The following is a 22979-nucleotide window of genomic DNA, read 5'->3' as shown; positions in this document are numbered from 1 at the left end:
GAAGGTCGTGACGACCCTTTATTCTCGGTTCCGCTTTCATTATATGCTTGTACGTACAACTTAGCTAGTCTTTTTTATGTATTTTTTCGATAGATTTATGTACTCATTTTCAGAAAAAACATAGCAAAAACAGTCTATTTCTGCAATCCAGAAAACAGACTGTTCGGTATGGCGAGTAACATGCCCATCAAATATTAAGCGTTGAAGCTGTACACTTACTAACTTGTCCTTACATGTTAAGACTGATCTCCCTGCCTAGTTTTCTCCAGGCATTACCTGAACAGGCCCCGTAGATTCACGAACTATGAGCTCAGGCGGTAGAATTAACTGACGATCTTCTTCATGGTACCCCTTCTCTTCAATCATCGACAGCATGGTATCGGCAGCACGTAACCCCAATTCTTCCTTTGGATGCCGAATTGTCGTTAGCTTGATTTCCGTTGCTGTCGCCAAAAATGAATCATCAAACCCAACCAGCGATAGATCATTGGGAATGTTCAGGCCCGCCGAACGTACAATATCCAGGAGTCGAACAGCCAACTCATCATTGTAGGTCACCCATCCAGTAGGACGCTCTCCCGCCTCCATCGTCAATAGCCTCGACGCACGTTGTAGCGGAATCTCATTTTTTTCTTCTGTCCGGTAAGTCGTTACTGCGTTCGGGTGTAGTGTCACACCATATTTGCGGTGAGCGGCCACAAATCCCTTCATACGAAGAATCCCCTGCATATCATCGGTTTTGAAAAATCCGGCCAAGCGTCGGTGTCCCAGCTTAATCAGATGCTCGGCCGCCAAAAAACCACCCTTTTCATCATCTACTCGCAGACATGGCGCATCCATTTCCTCATAACGCGCATTGATCATCAAATAAGGGATTTGGCGATTTTCCACGGTTAAATAATAGTTCAGATTGGGGTTACGCTCTCCACTTTTAGTCGGTTCAATAATAATTCCGCTCAGCGGTTGACTTAACAGCATTTCCAGGCACTGACTTTCTTGCTCAGGGTCATTACCTGTGCTTGACAGCAGCATCTTGTATCCCTGGCGACTCAATTTGGATTCAATTCCCTGTACAATGGATGGGAAAATATAATCCGATATATAGGTTGTAACGACTCCAATCGTCTTTGGATCTTCGGGCTGCTTGCTGTCCCGTGTCGCGACAAAGGTTCCCTTGCCCTGCATCCGAAACAGCCAGCCTTCCTGCACCAGCTCACCCAGCGCCTGACGCACCGTTTGCCGACTAACGGCAAATTGTTCAGACATTTCATGCTCAGATGGAAGCTGGCTTTGTGGTTCCAGTTTAGATGAATGAATCCAGGACAAAATTTCTTGTTTAACTTGTATATATTTGGGCGCCATAATTTCCTCCGTACTTGCAATATCGTGTACCTGTTCATATTCCACGATTATAGCATACCGTTCATTTGTACATACAAATGTTACAGGAGCAGGATATCGTCGTATTGCTGCCGGAGGTGTAAACCCATTCACTTATCCCTTCCTTGCCACACATAACTGGCCGAATATCTAAGGACAATTTGTGTAGATGTTGCACATTACGAACGAAGCAATTGATGTTCATTCATATACTTAAGTCCTGTATAGCGATCACGCAAGGTATGGGCCGTGCGCAATGCACGCGCAAGCTGTTCCTCCGTAACCCCCAGCTCGGCAATGGTAGATGGGCCTCCGACCTGAGCCAGCCATGCACGCATCTGCTCCGACGTAGGCAAAGCCCGATACACCTTAAAAGCCTCTACATCCTGACTGGCTGCTAAATCCCTGTACAGGTCAGACAGCAATGCGGATGCTACGCCTACTTTGGCACCATGCAAAACTTGCTTGCGTCCCTCTGAAATAAAATCCATTTCAATTCGGTGGGAAATATGGTGCTCTCCCCCTGACGCTGGACGAGAATGATCTATCATCAGCATCGAAATACCAGATGCAATCAGCGCATTCATCAATACCTCGACACCAGCCTTGCTGCCTGCCGCAATCTCGTCGACATGCTCTACACAGTCACGCAGAGCCTCCTCAGTAATGCGATTAGCCACAGGTGAATATGGCTCGTTTCCCAAATCTCTGGAAACATGCCAGTCCGCTAGTGAGGTGAACTTACCGAGCATATCGCCAAAACCGGCCGCAGTCATCGTCTGTGGCGCATTTGCCAGCACAGACAAATCAGCAAAGATCGCCTCTGGCGGAACTGCTTGGAATGTCTGCTTGCTGCCGTCCACAATTAGTGGTGCGCCTGCGGAGGTAAAACCATCCACCGAAGCAGCCGTCGGTACTGACAAGAACGGACGATTCATTTTATAACATACGAAGCGAACCAGATCATGAATCGTGCCAGAGCCTACAGCAAGTACAGCCTGACTCTTATCCGCCACACCCAGCAGCACTTTCATAATGTAGGTCTCATCAGCAATCACATCCCCTACAGCATTCGGAGGTAAGCGAACTACATCAACTGTCAAACCTGCCTCACGGATCAGCTCAGCCACTTTTTTTCCTGCCGCCGCCGAAGTATGTTCATCTTCTACTAGAGTTACATGACGATAATCCAGTTGGTTCAAATAAGGAACAACAGACTCCAGTGCTCCATCTCGTACCTCGATACACAATTCAACCTTTCGGTGAGGATGGTCAGCGTTACTAGCCTGCGCCTCTTCGTTCCACAGCTTGATCTGCTCATTCATATTCATTTCATCAGCCTCCTGAAAAAGGAATAATTTGCACAAGAATGATCCATAATGATTAAAAGATTCCGTTTGAAAACGATTACTATTTAATTGTACGCACAAGTGTGTGTCCAAGTCCAGCGAAAAAGTACAAGTTGCTTTTTACTTTATATATTCGAAAGGAACATGTTTATGAAATTTGGAACGGATATTGCCTGTGCACTTGGGTTACTGGCAGGTACAACGTTTGGCAGTGGTATTGCTTTTTTGTTCGGCTGGCAAGCTTATCGAGCCCTAACGTCTGTCGCTGTCTTTGGCATTGCGGGGATTATTATTACCATTGCCGTTTTTCGCTTGCTGCATCGTAAGTCGCTTTCCACGTCTAATTCTCGATAAATGCTGTTAGTGAACTTTTTTTGACAGTATACATAAAAAACGGGTCTCTTAAGCAATTGCATCGCTTGAGAGTACCCGTTTTTGTTTTACAAATATTCACTTATAAAGTTGTATCAACCTCTGGATTAACATCTAATTCATAATCAATTTCATCAAACCCGAATCCAAATAATTGAAGGAAATCCAGACGGTATTGTTCAAGATCGCCTAATTCAGATACATTTTCTGTAGTGATTTCGGACCAAGCTGCTTTGACAGCCTGCTGCACATCGTCTCTCATTTCCCAGTTATCCAGACGGATGCGTCCTTCTTCATCCGTTTCCACAGTGGACCCACTGTATAGCGTCTCGAACAGACGTTGTGCCTGCTCAATACATCCCTCGTGCAGTCCCTTTTCTTTCATGACCTTAAACAGCAAAGAAATATACAAAGGCACGACTGGAATAGCCGAACTGGATTGTGTAACCAAAGCTTTATTCACAGAAACATAGGCTTTTCCATGATAACGTTCCAGTTGCTTTGTTAGAGTATGTGCTGTAGCTTCCAAATCATTTTTAGCTTGGCCAATGGTTCCTTTACGATAGATAGCCTCCGTAATTTCAGGACCAATATACGAGTAAGCCAGTGTGGTTACTCCTTCAGCCAGCAGATCAGCTTCTTCCAACGCTTTTAGCCACAAGGACCAATCTTCGCCACCCATTACCGTGATGGTGTTCTCAATTTCCTCCTGCGTAGCCGGTTCTAGCGTAATTTCTGATACGACACCTGTATTGGTATTCACTGTTTTATTAGAAAAAGACTGTCCGATAGGCTTGAGAACGGAATTAAAGGTCTCACCCGTATCGGGATGTGTCCGTCGCGGTGAAGCGACACTATACACAATCAGGTCTACCTTGCCCAGCTTTTCCTTTACCAGCTTCAACGTCTCCTGCTTAATTTCATGAGAAAAAGCATCTCCATTAATGCTTTCTGCTATGTAGCCAGCTGCTCTGGCCGCTCTTTCAAAGGCTACCGTATTGTACCAGCCTGCTGAAGCCGTGCGCCCCTCTGATGCGGGACGTTCATAGGATACCCCTATGGTGTCCGCTCCCAGACCGAAGCTCGCAGCAATACGAGAAGCCAGCCCATATCCAGTAGATGCTCCGATCACAAGTACCTTTTTAGCTCCTTGTATTGATGTGCTATCTTTGATGTAGTTGATCTGACGGTTAACATGAGCCGCGCATCCTGCAGGATGTGCAGTCGTACATATGAAACCACGAATTTTCGGTTTAATAATCATTGCAAGGGTCCCCCTACTTTAGCATTCATTTAATATGGATGTAATGGTTGTCCAGTCATAACTATATAGCAAATCAGCTTGCGGCTCAACACATAACATAACACTTGAAGACAGCCGAAGAAAACTACCGTAAACATCATAGTCTACAACGCTTTTTTACTCCACTATTCATTTTGAATCATTTTCTAACAATTTCACATCTTCTCCTTGCTGTTGTCTTATTTTGATATTAGCCCTCCCCCAAGAACACATTAAGTCAATAATTTCATTTGCTGTAATTCCATATTCCGTTATATAATACTCCACTTTTGGAGGCATTTGATTATACACATGTCTACCTATGATACCATCCTTTTCAAGTTCGCGAAGTTGCTGTATAAGAACCTTTTGAGAAATGCCCGGAATACTACGCTGTAATTCACTTGTCCTTTTTCTACCAGACATTAATAAACAAATGATTAATGATTTCCATTTACCTCCGATGATCTCAAGTGTTGCTTCTATGCCTAAATTATATTGTTTCATAGTACCACCTCTTCAACGCTAAAAATAACAAAGTTTATCTAATTAATTTTATAATTGCGTATCTTCACTCTAAGTCCAATGCACACTTTCAAGTAACTATCTTACTTTATTGTGTGTATTTACTTTTTTTGAAGCATACAGAATAATAATAGAGCATCTACAAAGGCAAATATGTTACGTAAGAAAGGTGATTTATGATGAAAACTCTTGTGATTTTAGCTCATCCCCATATCGAAGATTCTAGAGTAAATAACAGATGGAAACGAGAATTACTTCAATATACCAATGAAATTACAATTCACGAAATTTATAAAGAGTACCCAAACTGGAGCATTGATGTTTTGAAAGAGCAAAAGTTACTTGAAGCACATAGTAATATCATAATTCAATTCCCTTTATATTGGTATAGTTACCCGCCTTTATTAAAAAAATGGATGGATGATGTTTTTACTCATGGATGGGCTTATGGTTCACAAGGTGATAAGTTAAAAGGAAAGAAGCTAGGGATAGCCATGTCCATTGGCGATAAAAAAGAAAATTACTCACCTACTGGTTCCGTTTCTTTTACTGTAGATGAAGTTATAGCACCTTTTAAAGCAAGCGCAGTGCATGTTGGCGCGATAACATTACCCTATTTCGCTGTCTTCGGAGCCTCGTTTCAAGCAAGCGACGAAGACATTAATCAGAGTGCAAAGGACTATATTAAATATATATTTCAGTATAAATAAAATAGTTATAATGGTACACGCATCTTAACCATATAAAAACAGGCTCTTGGTGGCATCCAGCCAATCCAAGAACCTGTAAATGTTAGGCTATAATGCGGTCGAGAGGACTCGAACCTCCACGGGGGGTTAGCCCACACGGACCTGAACCGTGCGCGTCTGCCAATTCCGCCACGACCGCATATTATGTACTCACACCGATGTTTTTCAGTCACCGTAATTCAGATTATATCTCCCATAGAACATAAAATCAAGCTATTTTTATATTATATTTTCTATGAATCATTTCCGCAAATATAAGAAAATCACTGGATATCACAATCCATATATGGTAAAATGGGTCCATCAGGAAAGGAGGTGCGTCAACATCAATAATCACATGTTGAGCGTATCCCTTACCCGGTCCGTTATTCTCTAATTTACAGAGTTGACGGAGGCGCGGGATACGGATCAAAGCTTTAATTAAGCGCCACGGGTAGAAAGACCGTCCTCGGACGGTCTTTTTTATTTCAACATCATCTATAAGATTACATACTGCACTGTGAAAGAGGAGATACGATGTCGATTAGACCCGCAAATGTGGAAGAGCTCAACGAGTTGACAGCCATCTGGCTGGATGCTTCCATAGAAGCCCATCATTTTATTGCTCCGCAGTATTGGGCATCACAAGTTACCGAGATGGAAAACAGGTACCTTCCCCTCGCTCAAAACTACGTTATCATACAAGATGATCATAGCATTGGCGGCTTTGTTTCCATGTTGGATGGATACTTGGCGGCTCTGTTTATACGTGTTGATTCTCAAAGAAAAGGCTATGGCAAGTTACTACTAGATTGGATCAAGAAGCAACATGATGAGATTCAATTAAAAGTATACCAGTCGAACACGAAAGCATTTAACTTCTATACCAAAAATGGATTTACCATTCAAGCGGAATCTGTTGATGCCGAAACTGACGAGAAAGAATTTGTGATGGCATGGACAAAACATTAACGATAATGAAACACCTTTAGCTATATAGTCTTCTTATTTAACCTATAGACCTCGGTATATAAAATCTCTTTAAACGGAGCAAAATCCTGTTCAGCCAGCGCACCTGGATAGCTCATAATTTGAAGCCGCAGATCAGCCTGTCCTTCTCTTAAAGGGGGCTGTACATAGTCAAAATGGTTCAGATGAAACCCCAAACGTTCATAAAAACCAATTCTTCTCCGAGTCCATTCATCCACTGGTGGCTCAACCTCCAGTACTACCGGTTTACCGGACTGTGAAATAAACTTGCTCATAAGCTCTTTACCTAACCCGCCACCTCGTATAGCCGAATCTACGGCAATATGCTCTACAAACCGAAAATCTGTAAACTCCCATCCCGCCAAAAAAGCAATTATTTGCCCTTGTTCGTCCTTTTTGGTAAGTAAACGATAACATGGATGATGAAGCAGAGCCCTTTGTGACTCGGATGTTCTGCATTCCGTTTCAGGAAAAGAAGCCTCCATAATCGCATATACTTGAGAGAATTCTAGTTCATTCATTTATACTTTCAACTCCTCTAACGTTAACTTGTTGGTCTACTAATGTCATTTACATTAGGGCCCTAACCCTTTAGACCTTGTTTAATTCCATAAGCGTCAGCAATATGTGTTCCAACAGCTCTGGAATGTCTTCCATCTGATCTTCGTTAATTTGTCTGGAAAATCGGAGTTCAATCCTGTTTTGGTATATAGACGTCTTCTCTCCGTAAATCTGACTAAGGGTTTGTACCGGTCTAAGATCGGGCTTCCAAATTTCGGCCAGTATATTTTCAATCCGGCTGCATTGTGACTCAATCTCACGAATTTCCATGTAAAAACTCAGCAACAAGACACATCCCGGAACTTGATCTTTGATTTCCAAAATTTCCGCAGCCAAGTTGTTTAAATCCGCCTTTAGTTGAATCTCTGCTGTCACACTCGGGTGTTCTCTCAGTCTGAATTGGACAGCAAATTCACGTGACATCACGGACATTTCCAATCTGTCGATCCGCTGTGTAATGTCAATACGTGAATCCAAATTATCCAGATCGTAAACCGTATTTTCCATAGCCACTTTTAAATTATCAAAAACCGTAGGGTCGAACATGTACAATTCACCTCTGCCTATCGTTACAATTTATTATCCAACTCATGTCGAAGTTTGTTCTTAATCCAATGAGTATACCATATATATTTTCCTCCAAGAAACCTAACCTTTAAACAGAAGCCCTAGAAAAAACCTGTAAACAAGCGAAATGCAATTCCGTAACAAAATGTTCTATTATATTTATTTTATTGATAAATATCCCTTTTTATTATTCCAATTCCCTGGTTAATGATATACAATAAACTCGAGCGTAATTACTAATATATTCATATAAATGAATATAAATCACAAAAAAGGAAGGAAGTTTATCAATGAAAAAAATGTTGTTAACTTCATTAGGCCTGACACTTATGTTAAGTACTTCTGCCAGTGTCGCTTTAGCCGAAGAAGCAAATTCTGTACCAGTAGCAAAGGAATCAACTCTAACCTCTGTACTTGAATATAATGAACAGGAGCCAAATGATAGTTTTGAACAAGCTAACTATTTTTTTATAGGTGATGCTGTCATCGGTACCCTTGGTAAAGAGGTTCAAGGAGGCTGGGAAGCCTACGATGTATTTAAAATTAAGGTTTTTAGATCGAACGAAGTTCAGTTTATAATTGAAGGCGACCAATACCCTGATTCTTGGATGGAACTAACTCTTTACGATAGTAATGGTAAACGAATTAAACGTTCAAAAAACGCCCAATATTCTTTAAATGCTGATCTTGAAAAAGGTAAGGAATACTACCTAGCTGTCGATGTACCAGGACTTCAACCTGGAGGAAAGGTATTCGACTATAAAATCTCTACTGAAGTTATAAGGTAGCCTAAATAAATTTATGTAACTTTCCAAATAGTTAAATTATTATTTACTGCCTGCTGTTGTGTTGGATACATACAAAAGGCGCGTACAAAAATCAAAAAACTCTAACTACACCAAGAGCCTAGCCCCTTTTTTAAGGGGCTAGGCTCTTTTTTAAGATCATGCAATTGGTACACTCTGTTATTTCACATTACCCTTGTCTTACGACAAACGTGAGCTAAAGTCCTCGTAGGAGAACTGACGGATTACCTTGATGCCTTCTTCGTCGTTGTAGCTGGCGATGGCTGGCAGGTTGACTCCGTTGAACATGTGGTTTTTGACCATCGTGTAATGGGCCATGTCGCAGAATACAAGCTTGTCTCCCGGCTTCAATGGCTCTTTAAAGGAATAGTCTCCAATCACATCTCCAGCCAAACACGTAAGTCCACCAAGTCTGTAGGTGTAAGCATACTCACCAGGCTTTCCTGCATCAATGATATTCGGACGATATGGCATAGCCAGCACATCAGGCATATGACATTCAGCCGAAGTATCCAGAATGGCAATATCCATTCCGTTTTTCATCGTATCCAATACGGTAGCCACCAGATATCCAGTATTCAAAGCAATAGCTTCGCCTGGCTCCAGATAAACCTGCACACCATATTTATCCTGAAAATATTGAATACAGCGTACCAGCGTGTCCAGATCATAGTCTTCTCTGGTAATATGGTGACCGCCGCCGAAATTGAGCCATTTCATATTCTTAATGTATGGCCCGAATTTCTCATCCACGACTTTAATGGTGCGCTCCAGCGTATCTGAATTCTGTTCACACATCGTATGAAAATGAATACCATCCACGCCATCCAGATCCTCAGGTCTAAAGTTAGCCAGGGTCACACCCATTCTGGAGTTGTTGTAGCAAGGATCATACAGCGGCGTTTCGATTTCCGAATATTCCGGATTAACCCGAATGCCGATGTCGATTTTTTTGGAAGTTACGCCTTGCACTCTGCTTTTGTAGCGTTTCAGTTGATCAAAGGAGTTGAAAACAATATGGTCAACATACTTCAATAGCTCATCAAATTCACTGTCAACATAAGCAGGTGCGTATACGTGAACCTCCTTGTCCATTTTTTCGCGACCAAGTCGTGCCTCGAACAACGAACTGGAGGTTACGCCTTTTAAGTATTTGCCAACCAGAGGAAAGGTCGAAAACATCGAAAATCCCTTAAGAGCGAGCAAAATGCTGCAGCCTGTCCGCTCTTGGACGGAATTTAAAACCTCAAGGTTTTTGACAAGAAGTCTTTCGTCAACAAGATAACAAGGTGATGGAAGTCCTGTAATATCAATATTCATCGCAGACCTCAATCAAGCAACGTAGGCGTAAAGTTCTCTTGCCATGGCAATCCGTGTTTATTTAGTGCTTCCATAAATGGATCTGGATCAAATTCCTCAACGTTGTAAACGCCTGGTTTTTTCCAGATACCTTTGATAATAAGCATTGCGCCGATCATGGCAGGAACACCAGTTGTGTAAGAAATGGCTTGGGAGCCAACCTCTGCATAACATTCCTCATGATCACAAACATTGTAAACATAATACGTTTTTGGTTTTCCATCTTTCACGCCTTGGATGATACAACCAATGTTCGTTTTGCCTTTTGTTCTTGGTCCCAGAGAAGCCGGGTCTGGCAAAATAGCTTTCAGGAATTGCAGTGGAATGATTTGTTGTCCTTCGTAATCAATAGGCTCGATAGAAGTCATGCCTACGTTTTGAAGTACATTCAAATGATTCAGATAATTGTCCGAGAACGTCATCCAGAAGCGGATTTTTTTCACGCCTTTAATATTCACTGCAAGAGATTCCAGTTCTTCATGGTACAAAAGATATATATTTTTCGGTCCAATTTCAGGAAGGTCGTATACCTTTTTCTCAGAAAGTGGCTCAGTTTCAATCCATTCTCCGTTTTCAAAGTAACGGCCCTTCGCCGTAATTTCACGAATATTGATTTCCGGATTAAAATTAGTTGCAAAAGGATATCCGTGGTCCCCTGCATTCGCATCCACAATATCAATCGTATGAATTTCATCAAAGTAGTGCTTTTGAGCATAAGCCGTAAATACTCCAGTTACGCCTGGATCAAAACCGCTGCCCAGCAGAGCTGTAATTCCTGCTTTTTCGAATCTTTCTTTGTAGGCCCATTGCCAGCTGTATTCAAACTTCGGCGTATCCGGCGGTTCATAGTTCGCCGTATCAACGTAATGAACACCTGTCTCAAGGCAAGCATCCATTATCGTCAAATCCTGATAAGGGAGAGCCACATTGATAACTACATCCGGTTGAAAGCTTCGAATCAAGTCAATGACCATGTCGGTGTTGTCAGCATCAAGCTGAGCCGTTTGTATCTTCGTACGACCTCCACCCAGCTTCTCTTTAAGCGCATCGCATTTCTCAACAGTTCTGCTTGCGATACAAATTTCTTCAAATACATCTGGGTTTTGGCAACATTTATGCACCACAACGCTGGCCACGCCACCGGCGCCAATAATCAATGCTTTTCCCAAAATAAATAACCTCCTTATTCCATACGCTAATCGCTAATCATTCTTGCAAACAAAATGATTATAAAGACATCCCACCAAATAATCAAGAAAAACGACAATTTGCTGTATCAAAATTCACAGGAGCATGTCACAAAAACTTTACAAATCCCAAAATTAGGCATAAAAACTTCGTAAAGTGAGCAGAAAACAAATATTACCCCATACATACCAGGGAAGTCAGCACGCATTTAACGGAAGTTTTTTTGAATATAATGCTCATAGCCCTAAAGAGTTAATATTATCTTATTTCTAAACAAAAGACCACCCCTCCGCATCCTATGAAGAAGATTCATGGGGTGGTAAAATAATGGGCTGATAGCGTAATGCCTCATCTACGATCTCTGCCGCACTCAAATCACGATCATCCCAGTAGATTAAATTACTGATCCCCGGATGGGGCGTATTTTGCATCACTATGGTCAGCATACTGTCGATTTCCTCTTCTGTTCCCTCACCTCTGATGATTTTTTCCACCAACTGTATAAGCTCACTTCGTTCTAAACGGTCTAAATTTTGGAGTTCCTCGCTGGCTCGATCCAGACTCATGTAATCGCCCTCCTTTGTATTGAGTATGATCGGCATTGTGTGGCCCATCCCTTTTTCTGTAAGCGCTATATGACCTATTATGGAGCTTTAAGAAGCGTTTATGATAAATAAAGCCGCCCCCAGTATGGGAACGGCTCTATACAGTAAAGCTTTTTAAACCATGATTTTGCAAATATCATTCGTGAATTCAACCGGATCTTGCAGCGGCAAGCCTTCGATCAGCAAAGCCTGATTATACAGTAATGCCGTATAGAGGTTTACTTTCTCCTTATCCTCGGCAAAAGCTTCTTTCAAAGAGTTGAACACCGCATGGTTTATGTTGATTTCCAGCACTTTATTCGCTTTGACATCGGCGTTATTAGGCATAGCGTTCAAGATTTTCTCCATCTCAATCGTCACTTCGCCGTCTGCGGACAGACATACCGGATGTGTCTTCAAGCGCTTGGAGGCTTTAACACTGGATACCTTGCCTTCCAGCAAGCCCTTCATGTACTCGAACAGCTCTTTGTTGTCGTTTTGTTCTGCTTCTGTTTCTTTCTCGTTTTCGTCAGGCTCAATGCCCAGATCGCCGCTCGATACAGATTTGAATTCTTTCTCTTTGTAGCTTAAGAGCATTTTAATAGAAAACTCATCAATATCATCGGTGAAGTACAGAATTTCGTAGCCTTTATCGGCCACCATTTCGGTTTGCGGCAGTTTTTCAATACGCTCGTTGGACTCGCCGGAAGCATAATAAATATACTTCTGATCCTCTGGCATACGTGATACGTATTCGTCCAAGGTAACCTGCTTTTTCTCTGTAGAAGAGTAGAACATAAGCAGATCCTGGAGAGTTTCTTTATGTCTGCCGTAATCGTTGTAAACACCAAATTTCAATTGTCTGCCAAATGATTTGTAGAATTGATCATACTTCTCCCGGTCATTTTTGAGCAAGGTCAGCAATTGGCCTTTAATTTTGCTTTCGATATTTTTGGCAATCAGCTTCAGCTGACGGTCATGCTGCAGCATTTCTCTGGAAATGTTGAGTGACAGGCTTTCGGAGTCAACCATACCTTTGACAAAGCTAAAATAATCCGGCAGCAGGTCAGGAGATTTTTCCATAATCAGCACACCGTTGGCATACAATTCCAGCCCTTTTTCATATTCCTTGGAGTAGAAATCAAACGGGATATTTTCAGGAATAAACAGAATAGCTTGGTACACTACCGCGCCGTCCGCGCTGACGTGGATATGCTGGAGCGGCTTGTCGTAGCCATAGCGTTTTTCCGCATAGAAATTTTGATAATCCTCGTCGGTCAGCTCGCTTTTGTTTTTTCTCCAGATAGGAACCATGCTGTTGATACGCTGTTCTTCTTCGTAATCCTCGAACTCGTTGTCGCTTCCCTCTTTCAGACGCTTGCCTGTAATATCCATTTTAATCGGATAGCGGATAAAGTCGGAGTATTTTTTAATCAGTGCTTTTAAACGATACTCGTCCAAATATTCGTCGTAGGACTCATCTTCGGTGTTTGCCTTGATTTTCAGAACAATCTCGGTTCCAACCTCGTCCTTCTCAGCTGCTTCAATGGTATACCCGTCTGCACCTGTGGATTCCCATTTATAAGCAGTATCACTTCCCAAAGCCTTGGTAGTCACTGTAACCACATCGGCTACCATAAAAGCTGAATAGAAGCCAACGCCGAATTGACCGATGATGTCATGACCATCCTTGGATTCATTTTCATTTTTGAATGCCAGCGAGCCGCTCTTAGCAATAACACCCAGGTTATTTTCTAGTTCTTCCTTGGTCATACCAATCCCGGTATCACGCAGGGTTAGCGTTCTGTTATCCTTATCGGCAGTTACTTTGATATAATAATTTTCTTTGTCAAAGACCAGTTGATCATCCGTCAATGCTTTGTAATAAATTTTGTCAATCGCATCACTTGCATTGGAGATCAGCTCTCTTAGGAAAATTTCCTTTTGCGTGTAAATCGAGTTAATCATCATTTCTAGCAGACGCTTGGACTCAGCCTGAAACTGTTTTTTCTCCATTCGGATATCTCCTTTCAGATATGAACCTATGTAAGGCCAGCAGATATGAGCTATGCAAACGATTCAACTTTGTTAGCACTCCCATCATTCGAGTGCTAGCCTACCTTTTTTATAACATTCCTCATTTTTTATGTCAATATCTCGGTTGGCTGAGCAGTAAAATTACATTTTAGGAAATCGCTAGTGTCTAATGTGCTTAAACATCACGTTAAACATTTCGACAGAAGATGGAAACAGCCCCTGTACATGGGGAAGCAGATTACTCCTGATCCGCAGCTCATCCTCATTCAAATGCTGTAGGTCTTCATGAAAGAACCAAACAATAGGATAATCGCCGTCCTTATGTCTGCTGCCTGCATTTAAACAAACGGGACCCTGATCGTCCTCTGCTATTGCAAAAGGAATGTAGCCTGCTGACAGCAGAGGTGACCATTGATCAATCAAATCATAAAATGCCTTTAAGCCTTGACCTACAGGCAGACGTGGAAACTCAACAAACGTACAATCGCTCCAGTATACTCCCGGAATGGATTCATTATCGAATTGTAAAGATACATAATGGTAGGACATGATAAAACTCCTCAGCAGGGGCGGCAGCTCAAAATGGTATTTTTCCTCCATCTCCCGAACTTCCTGTTCAGTAATCTGTGAAGGGAGAGGCTTCCATTTGATCCATCCCTCCTCGTCGACATTCCCATCACGCATTTCAATCGGTACATTTTCTTCCACATCCATAAAAAAGGCTTCATCCATTTGAGCAAATAGTTCCTTCATGGATGTACGAATATCCGCTTTCTTGTCCATGTCCTCACACCTCTTTCCTCTCTATTCACATTTTGCATCATGGGTTAATGCCAAATGCCATCTATCTGAAAATAGCATTGTAATCATGTGTTACTACACTTTTTAAGTTCAGCTTATCAGAACTTGCTTTTATCACCATTTGCGGAATATTAGTATTACCAGCGCAATGGCTCATAGTTCCGCCAGATCACCCAACGCGCTGTCTCGTGAATTGGTGCGGTGCCAATGCTATATTCGTCCTTCGTGCCGCTCTGCAAATCAATCAAATGAAGCATACCTCCATACGTTCCAACCGCCAACATACCTTCATCAGGTGTAACTGCCAGCCCGGATAACGTACTGCCGACAAAATAGCGCCAAAGTTCACGACCCTTCCTGTCAATCAGACGGAGATAACCGTAGGCATCACCCAAAATAGATCCTTGTGTCAGCGCTGTTGCAGCGTATACTCGCATTTCTTCATTCATTATCGACCATTCTTCCTTATTCTGAGCAAGACCCTGCTCCACCTCAGCAATCGACACTTGAATGGTGGCACCGTTGTAGAAATGACAGGCATTGTACCAGACGTCCAGATCATCTTTGGAAAATATAGCATAATGCGGATAACTAGAACTTGGCTCCAATGTATGCACCGTCTTATCGGACAGATCCATAAGCATATGCTCACTCATCTGGCTGCCGTAAGCGATCCAGCGTCCATCCCTCGACACAGCTCCATGAGCCATATCCACAATCGTGTCTTCCAGCTCTAGTTTTCTTCGTTCAGACGCCTTGGGATGGATCAAATCCACCTGATCAACACCCAGCAAATAAACACCGTAACCGCAAACCAGCAGAAGTCGCTGTCCATCGCCAAACGGGATCACTTCATCTAATATATCTTCAGGATGCTCCTCATCTCCCAAGCACTCCAGATCAGGAATGGATGCTTTTAAGCGTCCTTGTATATCCTTCCACTGAAAATGTGCTGTCTCTTCTCCTTGCAGATTTCGGTCCGGTTGACGAACAATACGAATCCCCTGTCCATCCACCAACGCAAAATAAGTCCCGTCCGGCGAACAGCCTACTCTATGCAGTCCGGGGATTTGCAAGATTCCATCTTTTCCCGTCACATAGATCGTCCCACGTTCCCGAGGATTGCCCGCATGTACAATGATTTCATTGGCTCCATTCACAAAAGCTATCGGCCTAACGGCTTGCAAAGCCTCCTCGAACGCTGGTGTAAGCGGCCAAGACGCGGCTGGAATTTCTCGACGTAACTGCTCCATTTCACCAGCCTGATTTGCCTCCTGAATCATACGAAAAATATCTTTAGCCATCTTGGGGCGTTCGTCCTGCTTTGGCTCTGATTGCTCCTGCTGCCATTCACTTTCCATGCCGACTCTGACAAATTCATTCACATCTGCGGCATACCTTTTTCCTTCCTGTCGCCACTTTGCTGCCATTTCATGATTCAACCAACTCATTTGCTTCCCCCATCCAGTGTATGTATGCCCTGTTTGTTCTACAGGCTTTGTTCATTATGTAAGGTGGTTTCTCACCTTTGTCAGCACAGACCACAGGTCTGTCACTGCCTTCACCTCTTCATAGTCCAGATAGGCATCTCGCTTGTCATAGTATTTTACCGCCATAATCACCATCTGAAGCGTCACTGGCTGTCCAGCAGCCTTAAGGACTTCTACAATACTTTCGAAGGTCGCCAACTCAAACCAGGTTTGAACCTGACGATCCGGCACCCACTTGGGAATATACTCATCTTGTTCGTTGGTTACGGCTGTACCCTCCTCTGCACATTCCTCTAGCCAATGCTCATCCCAATAATAAATCGGTGTGTGAACAGGGTCCTGATCCCATTGATCCACATTCACATATAACCAGTTATTATGCAGTTGCCCCACGCTACGCACCAATTCCTGCAATCCTTCAAATACACGATAAGACGGGCGCTCTCTGCGACGGTAATCCTCAAGTCTTGTCTCATACCTGCTCATCTCCAACCTCCCGCTTCCTATATCAGCTAAACACTCAAAATTCACATAACATACATTTACAACTTATAAAACCCGATATAATTACAAGCACCTCGTAAAGTGTCAAGACTACATAAGGAGATTGATCTATTCATGAAAAGAATCACCGCACTTGTTATCCTGTCCTTGCTATTACTTGTATCCCCGATCTACGCTGCTGCCCCAGCACCTATGCTGGTCTATGTGGACCAGAGTAACCACTCCTTCATCCCGATTCGTCTCCTGAACAGCTATGAAGGGATCACACTCAACATGACGGCAGCGGACAAAAAAATAGAAATTGCGCAAGGCAATACTCGGATTACCCTATTTGCCGGAAAATCTACTGCCAAAGTGAACGATCAAACGGTCCGTTTGCAAAATGCTCCTTTTACCGATAATGGTTCGACCTATGTACCCTTGCAGTTCATCAGCCAATATCTAAACCTGCAAGTCTCATGGCAAAAGGAAACCTCAGCTGTACGCATTAAGCAGGGTACAACGTCCGTCACGCTTCCGGTACTTACCGGTAAGCTACCTGGAAATACTACACCTATTACGACGGCTCATAAAAGCTTCAAGGTCGGATCTCGCACCTTTTCCGCTAAGGTGGTCACCATCTCTATGCTCCATCCCAAGGTAAGCCTGGACGTGGCTCTGGCAGGCGATACTATCGGCAAAGTGGAAGACTTAAGCAGTCTCGCCAAACGTAATCAAGCGGTTGTAGCCATAAATGGTACATTCTTTGACGCCTATACCAAAAGCTCCTACAAAACGCCTTACGGCTACCTGGTCAGTCACGGAAAGATGTTGAAAAAAAGCTCCGGCGACCAACGGACGGTCTTCACCTACGATGCGAACCATTTAGCTGAACTGGTGTCAGGTTCTGCCTTTGAACAACGGTTAAGCCAAGGTAACGTCGAAGGTGCCCTGCAAGCTGGGCCTCGTCTGGTCACAAATGGACAGGTTTCCCTAAATGTCAAAGCCGAAGGCTTCAAGGACCCAAAAATATTAACAGGCGGTGGCGCCCGCAGCGCAATAGGAATGAGTCGGGATCATAAGCTGATCCTCCTGACCACAAGCGGAGCGACTATACCGCAGCTCGCCCAAATGATGAAACAGGCCGGAGCTTATCAGGCCATGAATCTAGACGGCGGTGCTTCCAGCGGGCTGTATTACAACGGCTCCTACCTCACCACACCCGGCCGCCAAATCAGCAATGCCATTATTGTAAAGTATCAATAGACGGATAAAGGGCTGTCTTCACGGATGTGTAAGCCGTGGGGATAGCCCTTTTTCCATTTTCCCCGGTTCCGTTTGTTCCTGCTTCCACCTGTTCAGGTGGCTTGTATGGGCCATTACGGGTTGATCCTGCAACCTACAATCGAATCAGACCCGTAAAGCTATTGGTGCCTTCGCTTCCTTTTTTTAAAGAAAGATAAATACGATTGTCTTCTCTGCTCGCCAAGCATTCATAAAGTCCGGGTTGCACAGAAAGGAACGTCCCTCCCCATACACATTCAGGCTCCAGTCCACCACTTGTGGCTTCCTCCCCTGCTCCAATAAATAGGTTACCTGAGGGAACCTTCAAAAACAGTCGTACAGCAGGCTTGTCAATATGATCTGTCATCACAACCTCATAGGTCCCGTCGGCTCCCAGATTCAAAAAAGCTACATTTCCCGCATTCAACTCGCCCAGCTCGTCCTCTTCGATGGACCACCAATCCGGATCATCGTCCAAACGATGCTTAAGTGCTTGCGTATCAAATAGGCAGAGAGTCGCCGTGTCTGTCGTAAATTGAAATGGACTGCTTGCCATATTCATCATCCGATCCTCCTGATTTTGGTCAGCGAATTTCCGTTTTTCCACGTCTTACGCTATCCGTATTGCTATATACTTGAGGGAAAATCTCCCTGTATGTAAAGTATAACAATGCTTGCAGAGCCAGACAACATGCAGGACTAACACCCATTCTGCATAAAAAAGCCCTCCCTCACGATGTCGTGAAAGAAGGCCGATTTGTGGATTTAAGCGATGCTAACCTGCTGTTAGATCAGAAACGACTTAGTAATAATCACCAACAAAATGAACAATACCAAAATCGCTCCTGTGGATGTCCATGCTCCACCGTAACCTACTTCACCCATGTCTGAATCCCTCCTTGCGTTAAAGCTTACTCTTATCGTATGAAGAAAAGCGGATTACGACAGGGCGAATTGGCAAGTTTATTTGCCATGGAAGGGCTATTCAGAAAATGGACTGATACGTCTCGGATGGATCGCTAATCACTCGGGATGACAACTGGCAGAGAATGTCGTCCGTTCTTCGCAGTAACCTGCTCACATCCTTGTACTTCATTTTTTGAAGGAGCGGGGTTTCTAACTGGGATGAAAGAAATTGAGTGGTACCTATAAATACAACAACATCCAATCCCGGGTTGGTTTCGGTATGTAATAAGTGCAGCAGATCAGTCATGGACAGGAATCCGGGAGGGAAAAGGCTGTTGTTTTCTTTCATATATAGTGCTTTTAACTTGGAAGTCAACGCCCAGTCACATAGGATAATGCAGCATTGGACTTGATTGTGCTTGTACAGGATTTGGGCTAGTTTCATGTGGTATTGGGATAGAGTGTGGAAATCGGTTATTGAATTATGTAGGTGTTGTGAAGGTCTGGATGGTTGGGTGGGACTTGGAATAAAGGTAGAAGGAGCTTCTTTCATATCTATTCCTCCAGAGAATTTTAAGAATAGTCTTATTATACTCTAAAATAATACTTATAGATATAATCAATGCTGAATATACGATTCTTAATCTCATGTTTACCCAAGAAAATCTTGACTACACTTTTTAGTATGAAGGGGTGTAGATAAATGCAGGACAAAGAAGTACTAAAGCTAGTTGGGGCTAGAATAAGAGTGTTACGCAAAGAAAAAGACCTCTCACAAGAAGCTCTTGGGGAAAAAGGTGGATTTCATTTTACATACATTGGACAGATCGAACGTGGAGAAAAGAATGTTTCTTTGATAAATGTAGCTAAAATTGCAAAAGCACTAGACGTAAACTTAGTTCAGTTGTTTTCATATGTAAGCGAGGACCCCAAAATTGTGGAGTCTGATGAAGATATTATAGAAATTATTACGATGCTCAAAAAGTCGAGTCCAGAGAAAGTACGTTTGGCGAGGAATGTGATAAGGGAAATTACAAATTAAAAAAGATTTTTTTGCAAAAATAAAGGAGCCACCTTTAGTTAATAAGGCAGTTCCTATTGCACTATTGTTTTACGTAAGTTCAATACCCTATCGAAAATTAAAATAACATATATATATCCACTATTAACTTAATTTCAAGTTTCTTATATAAAAGCGCGAACTGAATCGAATACGAAATTACAAAGGATTCCCCGCGACTATGAAATTATTGGCTTCTAGGTAGTTTCTTGCGGTCATTCAATTTAGATTTTCTTTTTACCCTTTTTGTGGGCAATACCATACGAACATTTTTTAGCTTCGTTTTTCTTTGAGCACTATTTGTAATAAGGTTGACTGTAAAATTCACGAAACCGCGTTGGATGTTAAGTGTTTTAAAACCAACTCTTCTGCAATTATTACATAAATTCCCATTAATATTCCAGATCCAACATCCACTGAAATTATAATTAGGAACATGTATCGGGAAACTACCTGACCACACAAGATTTCTTGATACGCTCTCAGCGTAATAATAAATTGTTCTATCCCCTACGTTGCCAGTAACAACTTCCCTCGTTTGACCGGGCGCCAAACGGTACCAGGTAGACAATATACCCGTTTGTCCCACAAAGACAAATCCACACCTACTCGCATGATAGAAGATAGCTACTTGTATGGTAGAATTAGTGCTGTTTCGAAAATAAAGACTCATTTTTTTGTCACTCCCTCTTAATGCCATTCTACAATCCATTGTATGCAAGAGTTGTAAATAGGAAGTGGACAAACATAAAAGAGTCTTAGCCTTTTTTAGGATATTCAGAAATTATACTTTTTTAGATTTTCCCGCCATCTGTTTAGCGAAACCATATGACCATATTGTTTATGTTATGGAATTCAATCAAAAGAATACTCCCACCTAATCTTGTAAATATTAAAAAACACGTCAATATATGACGTGTTTTTTAATAAAATATCTTTAACTAATAGAACCTTTTAATTGCCCTATAAACCTTTACTTCCAAATCTCGTCCGCAATCTCTTTAATGAAAGCAAGCTTTTTCCACTGCTGCTCTTCTGTCAGAATATTGCCCTCTTCTGTCGATGCAAAACCGCATTGTGGGCTGAGGCAGATGTGGTTGATGTCGACGAATTGAGTCGCTTCCTTAATACGATTAATGACCGTCTGCTTGTCTTCCAGTTCACCTGTTTTGGAGGAAACGAGGCCCAGTACGACCTGCTTTTGATCTTTCAGATGCTTAAGCGGTGTGAAATCACCTGCACGGTCGGTATCGAATTCGAGGTAGTAGCCGTCGATGTTGTCGATGCCGAACAGAGTTTCGGCTACAGGCTCATAGCCGCCAGAGGATGCCCAGGTGGAATGGTAGTTACCACGGCATACGTGGGTCGTAACGACCAAATCGGCTGGGAGATCATTCACCGTTTCCTGATTCACGCGAGCGAACAGCTTTTTGGTATCTTCCACATTCTCACCCGCATGCTGTCTAGCTTCCCAATAGTTTTTATCACAGAGCATACCCCATGTGCAATCATCCAGCTGTAAGCTGCGGCAACCCTCATTGTACAACGCTTGAATCACGGATTTGTAAGCTTTGGCGATATCCGTCACCAGTTCATCCAGATTGCTGTAATACGTGTCGGTTGTTTCTTTATTTTCGCCACGCAACAGCTCAGCCAGAAATTGCGCAGGTGCCGGGATCGTTTGGCGCGCGATCGCATCCTCACCTGCTACTTGCTTCAGGAATTTGAAATCTTCAATGAAAGGATGACGGGAATGTCCGATTTTACCGGACAAGCGCGCGGTTTCCGCTCTTGTTTCCACACCTTGGAATTGGTAGCCGTTCGAAAGCTGTACCTTTTCCACGCCGTCCAGCCCCCACATAAAATCAAGATGCCACCAAGAGCGTCTGAATTCACCGTCCGTCACGGCTTGAAGTCCTACGGATTTTTGCTTTTCTACTAGCTTGATAATTTCGTTATCTTCAATCTTTCTCAGCTCGTCCGCAGAGATTTCATTATTTTGAAATTGAATTCTGGCGTCTTTAATCGCTTGCGGGCGCAAAAAGCTTCCGACCATATCATGTCTAAAAGGGGTCACTTTACGTTGGGATGCATTGTCAAGGATGCTGCTCATTAGGGTTATCTCCTTTTTCGCTTCTGTAGTGAAGTTCTTGTAAGAAAGATAACATACATTTTCAGTTATAAGGTAACTCCAATAAACTATAGCTAGTTATAGCCTAAGGCTATACCCAACCTTTTATTCCCCTATCGCCTCATGCAACGCTTCTACATAGACGGTAGCCAGCTTGGAGAGCGCAGCGTTTTTATGGCAAATCCATCCCACATTAATAGACTCATCACATTCCAGAGGGACGGAAATAATGTCATTACCATTCAGATCCGCACTGATCACCCCGGTAGAAATCGTATAGCCGTTCAAGCCAATGAGCAGATTAAAGAGGGTCGCCCGGTCATGGACACGAATGCTTTTGGGATGCGATAACGTACTGAGAATTTCCTCGGAAAAGTGAAAAGAATTGTACTCCCCTTGCTCAAAGGACAGATACGGATAGGGATGAAGCTGATCAATGGTCACGATAGACTGTCGGGATAGCGGATTATTGGCACTGATAAAAATATGCGGCTTGGCCGTAAACAGGCTATTGAATTGCAGATTCGCATCTTTTAGCAGCTTGTTAATGACCTTGGCGTTAAATTCGTTCAGATACAGGATTCCAATCTCACTGCGCAGGCTTTTGACATCCTGTATGATTTCATGGGTTTTGGTCTCTCGTAAAGCCAATTCATACTCTTCTTGACCATATTGATTCACTAGATTCACAAATGCATTTACAGCAAAAGCGTAATGCTGCGTGGACACAGCAAAATGCTGTGGTGAAGGCTTGGCATCCAGATAGCGACTTTCCAGTAACTCCGCCTGCTCAACGACCTGGCGTGCATAACCGAGGAATTCCACGCCTTCCTTGGACAAAGAAATCCCCTTATTGGTACGCTCAAAAATGGTGATATGAATTTCTTCCTCCAAATCACGAATCGCGTTCGACAGACTGGGCTGGGAAATGAACAACCGCTTCGCCGCCTCATTCATGGAGCCACGATTGGCAACCTCAATGACATATTTTAATTGTTGTAAGGTCAATGCATAATGTCCTTTCCGTTTGTGTTTCTTCTATTATATAATACATAATCACACTTCTGGAAAAGGGATAGTTGTTGCTTAAATGAAA

At 42.9% G+C, this 22979-nt stretch carries 25 protein-coding genes and 1 tRNA gene; 6 read left to right on the top strand and 20 right to left on the bottom strand.

Annotation, left to right across the window (positions count from 1 at the left end):
- Positions 1–255: 255 nt before the first annotated feature.
- Positions 256–1362, bottom strand: coding sequence for a GntR family transcriptional regulator (locus NLX82_RS10255; RefSeq protein ID WP_069079894.1), 1107 nt, complete (start codon positions 1360–1362; stop codon positions 256–258).
- Positions 1363–1559: 197 nt separating this feature from the next.
- Positions 1560–2711, bottom strand: a complete 1152-nt coding sequence (locus NLX82_RS10250; protein ID WP_069079878.1) for a sn-glycerol-1-phosphate dehydrogenase — start codon at positions 2709–2711, stop codon at positions 1560–1562.
- 168 nt (positions 2712–2879) lie between these two features.
- Between NLX82_RS10250 and NLX82_RS10245 the strand changes: the two genes are divergently transcribed.
- The gene (locus NLX82_RS10245) at positions 2880–3083 is read left to right on the top strand and encodes a hypothetical protein (RefSeq protein WP_075154015.1); all 204 of its coding nucleotides are present in this window, start codon (positions 2880–2882) and stop codon (positions 3081–3083) included.
- A 100-nt stretch (positions 3084–3183) separates the two neighbouring features.
- On the opposite strand, the gene fabV is transcribed toward NLX82_RS10245, so the two are convergent.
- Complete coding sequence (gene fabV / locus NLX82_RS10240; RefSeq protein ID WP_023987975.1) at positions 3184–4365, bottom strand: enoyl-ACP reductase FabV; 1182 nt, start codon at positions 4363–4365, stop codon at positions 3184–3186.
- A 168-nt stretch (positions 4366–4533) separates the two neighbouring features.
- Positions 4534–4890, bottom strand: a complete 357-nt coding sequence (locus NLX82_RS10235) for a winged helix-turn-helix transcriptional regulator (RefSeq protein ID WP_075154014.1) — start codon at positions 4888–4890, stop codon at positions 4534–4536.
- Between the two features lie 197 nt (positions 4891–5087).
- Between NLX82_RS10235 and NLX82_RS10230 the strand changes: the two genes are divergently transcribed.
- Complete coding sequence (locus NLX82_RS10230) at positions 5088–5618, top strand: NAD(P)H-dependent oxidoreductase (protein WP_075155044.1); 531 nt, start codon at positions 5088–5090, stop codon at positions 5616–5618.
- A 93-nt stretch (positions 5619–5711) separates the two neighbouring features.
- Here the strand turns inward: NLX82_RS10230 and NLX82_RS10225 are convergent.
- A tRNA-Leu gene (locus NLX82_RS10225) sits at positions 5712–5796 on the bottom strand.
- 377 nt (positions 5797–6173) lie between these two features.
- On the opposite strand from NLX82_RS10225, the gene NLX82_RS10220 reads away from it, so the two are divergent.
- A complete protein-coding gene (locus tag NLX82_RS10220; protein WP_053325137.1) occupies positions 6174–6608 on the top strand; it encodes an N-acetyltransferase in 435 nt (144 codons plus the stop codon).
- A gap of 20 nt (positions 6609–6628) precedes the next feature.
- Here the strand turns inward: NLX82_RS10220 and NLX82_RS10215 are convergent, their stop codons facing one another.
- Both NLX82_RS10215 and NLX82_RS10210 read right to left on the bottom strand, forming a co-directional pair.
- On the bottom strand, positions 6629–7147 hold the full coding sequence (locus tag NLX82_RS10215) for a GNAT family N-acetyltransferase (RefSeq protein WP_023987972.1): 519 nt from the start codon (positions 7145–7147) through the stop codon (positions 6629–6631).
- Positions 7148–7217: 70 nt separating this feature from the next.
- Positions 7218–7733, bottom strand: a complete 516-nt coding sequence (locus NLX82_RS10210) for a hypothetical protein (RefSeq protein ID WP_028542858.1) — start codon at positions 7731–7733, stop codon at positions 7218–7220.
- A gap of 311 nt (positions 7734–8044) precedes the next feature.
- Here NLX82_RS10210 and NLX82_RS10205 point away from each other — a divergent pair, with 311 nt between their 5' ends.
- Positions 8045–8542: a hypothetical protein gene (locus tag NLX82_RS10205; RefSeq protein WP_023987970.1), complete on the top strand. Its 498-nt coding sequence runs from the start codon at positions 8045–8047 to the stop codon at positions 8540–8542.
- A 198-nt stretch (positions 8543–8740) separates the two neighbouring features.
- On the opposite strand, the gene nspC is transcribed toward NLX82_RS10205, so the two are convergent.
- The 7 genes from nspC to NLX82_RS10170 all read right to left on the bottom strand — a co-directional run bounded on the left by nspC (position 8741) and on the right by NLX82_RS10170 (position 16505).
- Complete coding sequence (nspC, locus tag NLX82_RS10200) at positions 8741–9880, bottom strand: carboxynorspermidine decarboxylase (protein WP_028542859.1); 1140 nt, start codon at positions 9878–9880, stop codon at positions 8741–8743.
- A gap of 8 nt (positions 9881–9888) precedes the next feature.
- Positions 9889–11088: a saccharopine dehydrogenase family protein gene (locus NLX82_RS10195; RefSeq protein WP_013309649.1), complete on the bottom strand. Its 1200-nt coding sequence runs from the start codon at positions 11086–11088 to the stop codon at positions 9889–9891.
- Between the two features lie 315 nt (positions 11089–11403).
- Positions 11404–11673, bottom strand: a complete 270-nt coding sequence (locus NLX82_RS10190) for a bacteriocin immunity protein (protein WP_053325134.1) — start codon at positions 11671–11673, stop codon at positions 11404–11406.
- A gap of 153 nt (positions 11674–11826) precedes the next feature.
- A complete protein-coding gene (gene htpG, locus NLX82_RS10185) occupies positions 11827–13707 on the bottom strand; it encodes a molecular chaperone HtpG (protein ID WP_053325133.1) in 1881 nt (626 codons plus the stop codon).
- A gap of 180 nt (positions 13708–13887) precedes the next feature.
- Positions 13888–14511, bottom strand: a complete 624-nt coding sequence (locus NLX82_RS10180) for an SMI1/KNR4 family protein (RefSeq protein WP_023987966.1) — start codon at positions 14509–14511, stop codon at positions 13888–13890.
- Between the two features lie 155 nt (positions 14512–14666).
- Positions 14667–15980 carry a WD40 repeat domain-containing protein gene (locus tag NLX82_RS10175; protein WP_076157027.1) on the bottom strand — a complete coding sequence of 438 codons (1314 nt, stop codon included), beginning with the start codon at positions 15978–15980 and terminating at the stop codon, positions 14667–14669.
- A 54-nt stretch (positions 15981–16034) separates the two neighbouring features.
- Positions 16035–16505 (bottom strand): DUF7716 domain-containing protein, encoded by a 471-nt coding sequence (locus tag NLX82_RS10170; RefSeq protein WP_076264308.1) that lies wholly within the window; start codon positions 16503–16505, stop codon positions 16035–16037.
- A gap of 132 nt (positions 16506–16637) precedes the next feature.
- On the opposite strand from NLX82_RS10170, the gene NLX82_RS10165 reads away from it, so the two are divergent.
- On the top strand, positions 16638–17768 hold the full coding sequence (locus NLX82_RS10165; RefSeq protein ID WP_254347967.1) for a phosphodiester glycosidase family protein: 1131 nt from the start codon (positions 16638–16640) through the stop codon (positions 17766–17768).
- Between the two features lie 133 nt (positions 17769–17901).
- On the opposite strand, the gene NLX82_RS10160 is transcribed toward NLX82_RS10165, so the two are convergent.
- From NLX82_RS10160 to NLX82_RS10150, 3 genes are all read right to left on the bottom strand, one after another.
- Positions 17902–18348: a DUF6386 family protein gene (locus tag NLX82_RS10160; protein WP_233903854.1), complete on the bottom strand. Its 447-nt coding sequence runs from the start codon at positions 18346–18348 to the stop codon at positions 17902–17904.
- Positions 18349–18572: 224 nt separating this feature from the next.
- Complete coding sequence (locus tag NLX82_RS10155; RefSeq protein WP_014599622.1) at positions 18573–18671, bottom strand: hypothetical protein; 99 nt, start codon at positions 18669–18671, stop codon at positions 18573–18575.
- A 100-nt stretch (positions 18672–18771) separates the two neighbouring features.
- Positions 18772–18999, bottom strand: a complete 228-nt coding sequence (locus NLX82_RS10150) for a hypothetical protein (protein WP_226887705.1) — start codon at positions 18997–18999, stop codon at positions 18772–18774.
- 396 nt (positions 19000–19395) lie between these two features.
- Here NLX82_RS10150 and NLX82_RS10145 point away from each other — a divergent pair, with 396 nt between their 5' ends.
- Complete coding sequence (locus NLX82_RS10145) at positions 19396–19734, top strand: helix-turn-helix domain-containing protein (RefSeq protein ID WP_254347965.1); 339 nt, start codon at positions 19396–19398, stop codon at positions 19732–19734.
- A 205-nt stretch (positions 19735–19939) separates the two neighbouring features.
- On the opposite strand, the gene NLX82_RS27735 is transcribed toward NLX82_RS10145, so the two are convergent.
- From NLX82_RS27735 to NLX82_RS10135, 3 genes are all read right to left on the bottom strand, one after another.
- A complete protein-coding gene (locus NLX82_RS27735; protein ID WP_076157039.1) occupies positions 19940–20425 on the bottom strand; it encodes a DUF1036 domain-containing protein in 486 nt (161 codons plus the stop codon).
- A 300-nt stretch (positions 20426–20725) separates the two neighbouring features.
- Complete coding sequence (locus NLX82_RS10140; protein ID WP_023987955.1) at positions 20726–21865, bottom strand: 5-methyltetrahydropteroyltriglutamate--homocysteine S-methyltransferase; 1140 nt, start codon at positions 21863–21865, stop codon at positions 20726–20728.
- A gap of 123 nt (positions 21866–21988) precedes the next feature.
- Positions 21989–22891: a LysR family transcriptional regulator gene (locus NLX82_RS10135; protein WP_023987954.1), complete on the bottom strand. Its 903-nt coding sequence runs from the start codon at positions 22889–22891 to the stop codon at positions 21989–21991.
- Positions 22892–22979 lie beyond the last annotated feature (88 nt).

Origin of the sequence: Paenibacillus sp. A3M_27_13 (assembly GCF_024213315.1) — a bacterium.
GTDB lineage: Bacteria > Bacillota > Bacilli > Paenibacillales > Paenibacillaceae > Paenibacillus > Paenibacillus polymyxa_B.
Note: the sequence above shows the minus strand (reverse complement) of the source record. Positions and strands in the feature narration are given on the sequence as shown.

Excerpts from the sequence above, each read along its gene's own strand:
- NLX82_RS10255 (WP_069079894.1), bottom strand. The coding sequence starts at position 1,362 with ATGGCGCCCAAATATATACAAGTTAAACAAGAAATTTTGTCCTGGATT.
- NLX82_RS10250 (WP_069079878.1), bottom strand. The coding sequence starts at position 2,711 with ATGAATATGAATGAGCAGATCAAGCTGTGGAACGAAGAGGCGCAGGCT.
- NLX82_RS10245 (WP_075154015.1), top strand. The coding sequence starts at position 2,880 with ATGAAATTTGGAACGGATATTGCCTGTGCACTTGGGTTACTGGCAGGT.
- fabV (WP_023987975.1), bottom strand. The coding sequence starts at position 4,365 with ATGATTATTAAACCGAAAATTCGTGGTTTCATATGTACGACTGCACAT.
- NLX82_RS10235 (WP_075154014.1), bottom strand. The coding sequence starts at position 4,890 with ATGAAACAATATAATTTAGGCATAGAAGCAACACTTGAGATCATCGGA.
- NLX82_RS10230 (WP_075155044.1), top strand. The coding sequence starts at position 5,088 with ATGAAAACTCTTGTGATTTTAGCTCATCCCCATATCGAAGATTCTAGA.
- NLX82_RS10220 (WP_053325137.1), top strand. The coding sequence starts at position 6,174 with ATGTCGATTAGACCCGCAAATGTGGAAGAGCTCAACGAGTTGACAGCC.
- NLX82_RS10215 (WP_023987972.1), bottom strand. The coding sequence starts at position 7,147 with ATGAATGAACTAGAATTCTCTCAAGTATATGCGATTATGGAGGCTTCT.
- NLX82_RS10210 (WP_028542858.1), bottom strand. The coding sequence starts at position 7,733 with ATGTTCGACCCTACGGTTTTTGATAATTTAAAAGTGGCTATGGAAAAT.
- NLX82_RS10205 (WP_023987970.1), top strand. The coding sequence starts at position 8,045 with ATGAAAAAAATGTTGTTAACTTCATTAGGCCTGACACTTATGTTAAGT.
- nspC (WP_028542859.1), bottom strand. The coding sequence starts at position 9,880 with ATGAATATTGATATTACAGGACTTCCATCACCTTGTTATCTTGTTGAC.
- NLX82_RS10190 (WP_053325134.1), bottom strand. The coding sequence starts at position 11,673 with ATGAGTCTGGATCGAGCCAGCGAGGAACTCCAAAATTTAGACCGTTTA.
- htpG (WP_053325133.1), bottom strand. The coding sequence starts at position 13,707 with ATGGAGAAAAAACAGTTTCAGGCTGAGTCCAAGCGTCTGCTAGAAATG.
- NLX82_RS10180 (WP_023987966.1), bottom strand. The coding sequence starts at position 14,511 with ATGGACAAGAAAGCGGATATTCGTACATCCATGAAGGAACTATTTGCT.
- NLX82_RS10175 (WP_076157027.1), bottom strand. The coding sequence starts at position 15,980 with ATGAGTTGGTTGAATCATGAAATGGCAGCAAAGTGGCGACAGGAAGGA.
- NLX82_RS10170 (WP_076264308.1), bottom strand. The coding sequence starts at position 16,505 with ATGAGCAGGTATGAGACAAGACTTGAGGATTACCGTCGCAGAGAGCGC.
- NLX82_RS10165 (WP_254347967.1), top strand. The coding sequence starts at position 16,638 with ATGAAAAGAATCACCGCACTTGTTATCCTGTCCTTGCTATTACTTGTA.
- NLX82_RS10160 (WP_233903854.1), bottom strand. The coding sequence starts at position 18,348 with ATGAATATGGCAAGCAGTCCATTTCAATTTACGACAGACACGGCGACT.
- NLX82_RS10155 (WP_014599622.1), bottom strand. The coding sequence starts at position 18,671 with ATGGGTGAAGTAGGTTACGGTGGAGCATGGACATCCACAGGAGCGATT.
- NLX82_RS10150 (WP_226887705.1), bottom strand. The coding sequence starts at position 18,999 with ATGACTGATCTGCTGCACTTATTACATACCGAAACCAACCCGGGATTG.
- NLX82_RS10145 (WP_254347965.1), top strand. The coding sequence starts at position 19,396 with ATGCAGGACAAAGAAGTACTAAAGCTAGTTGGGGCTAGAATAAGAGTG.
- NLX82_RS27735 (WP_076157039.1), bottom strand. The coding sequence starts at position 20,425 with ATGAGTCTTTATTTTCGAAACAGCACTAATTCTACCATACAAGTAGCT.
- NLX82_RS10140 (WP_023987955.1), bottom strand. The coding sequence starts at position 21,865 with ATGAGCAGCATCCTTGACAATGCATCCCAACGTAAAGTGACCCCTTTT.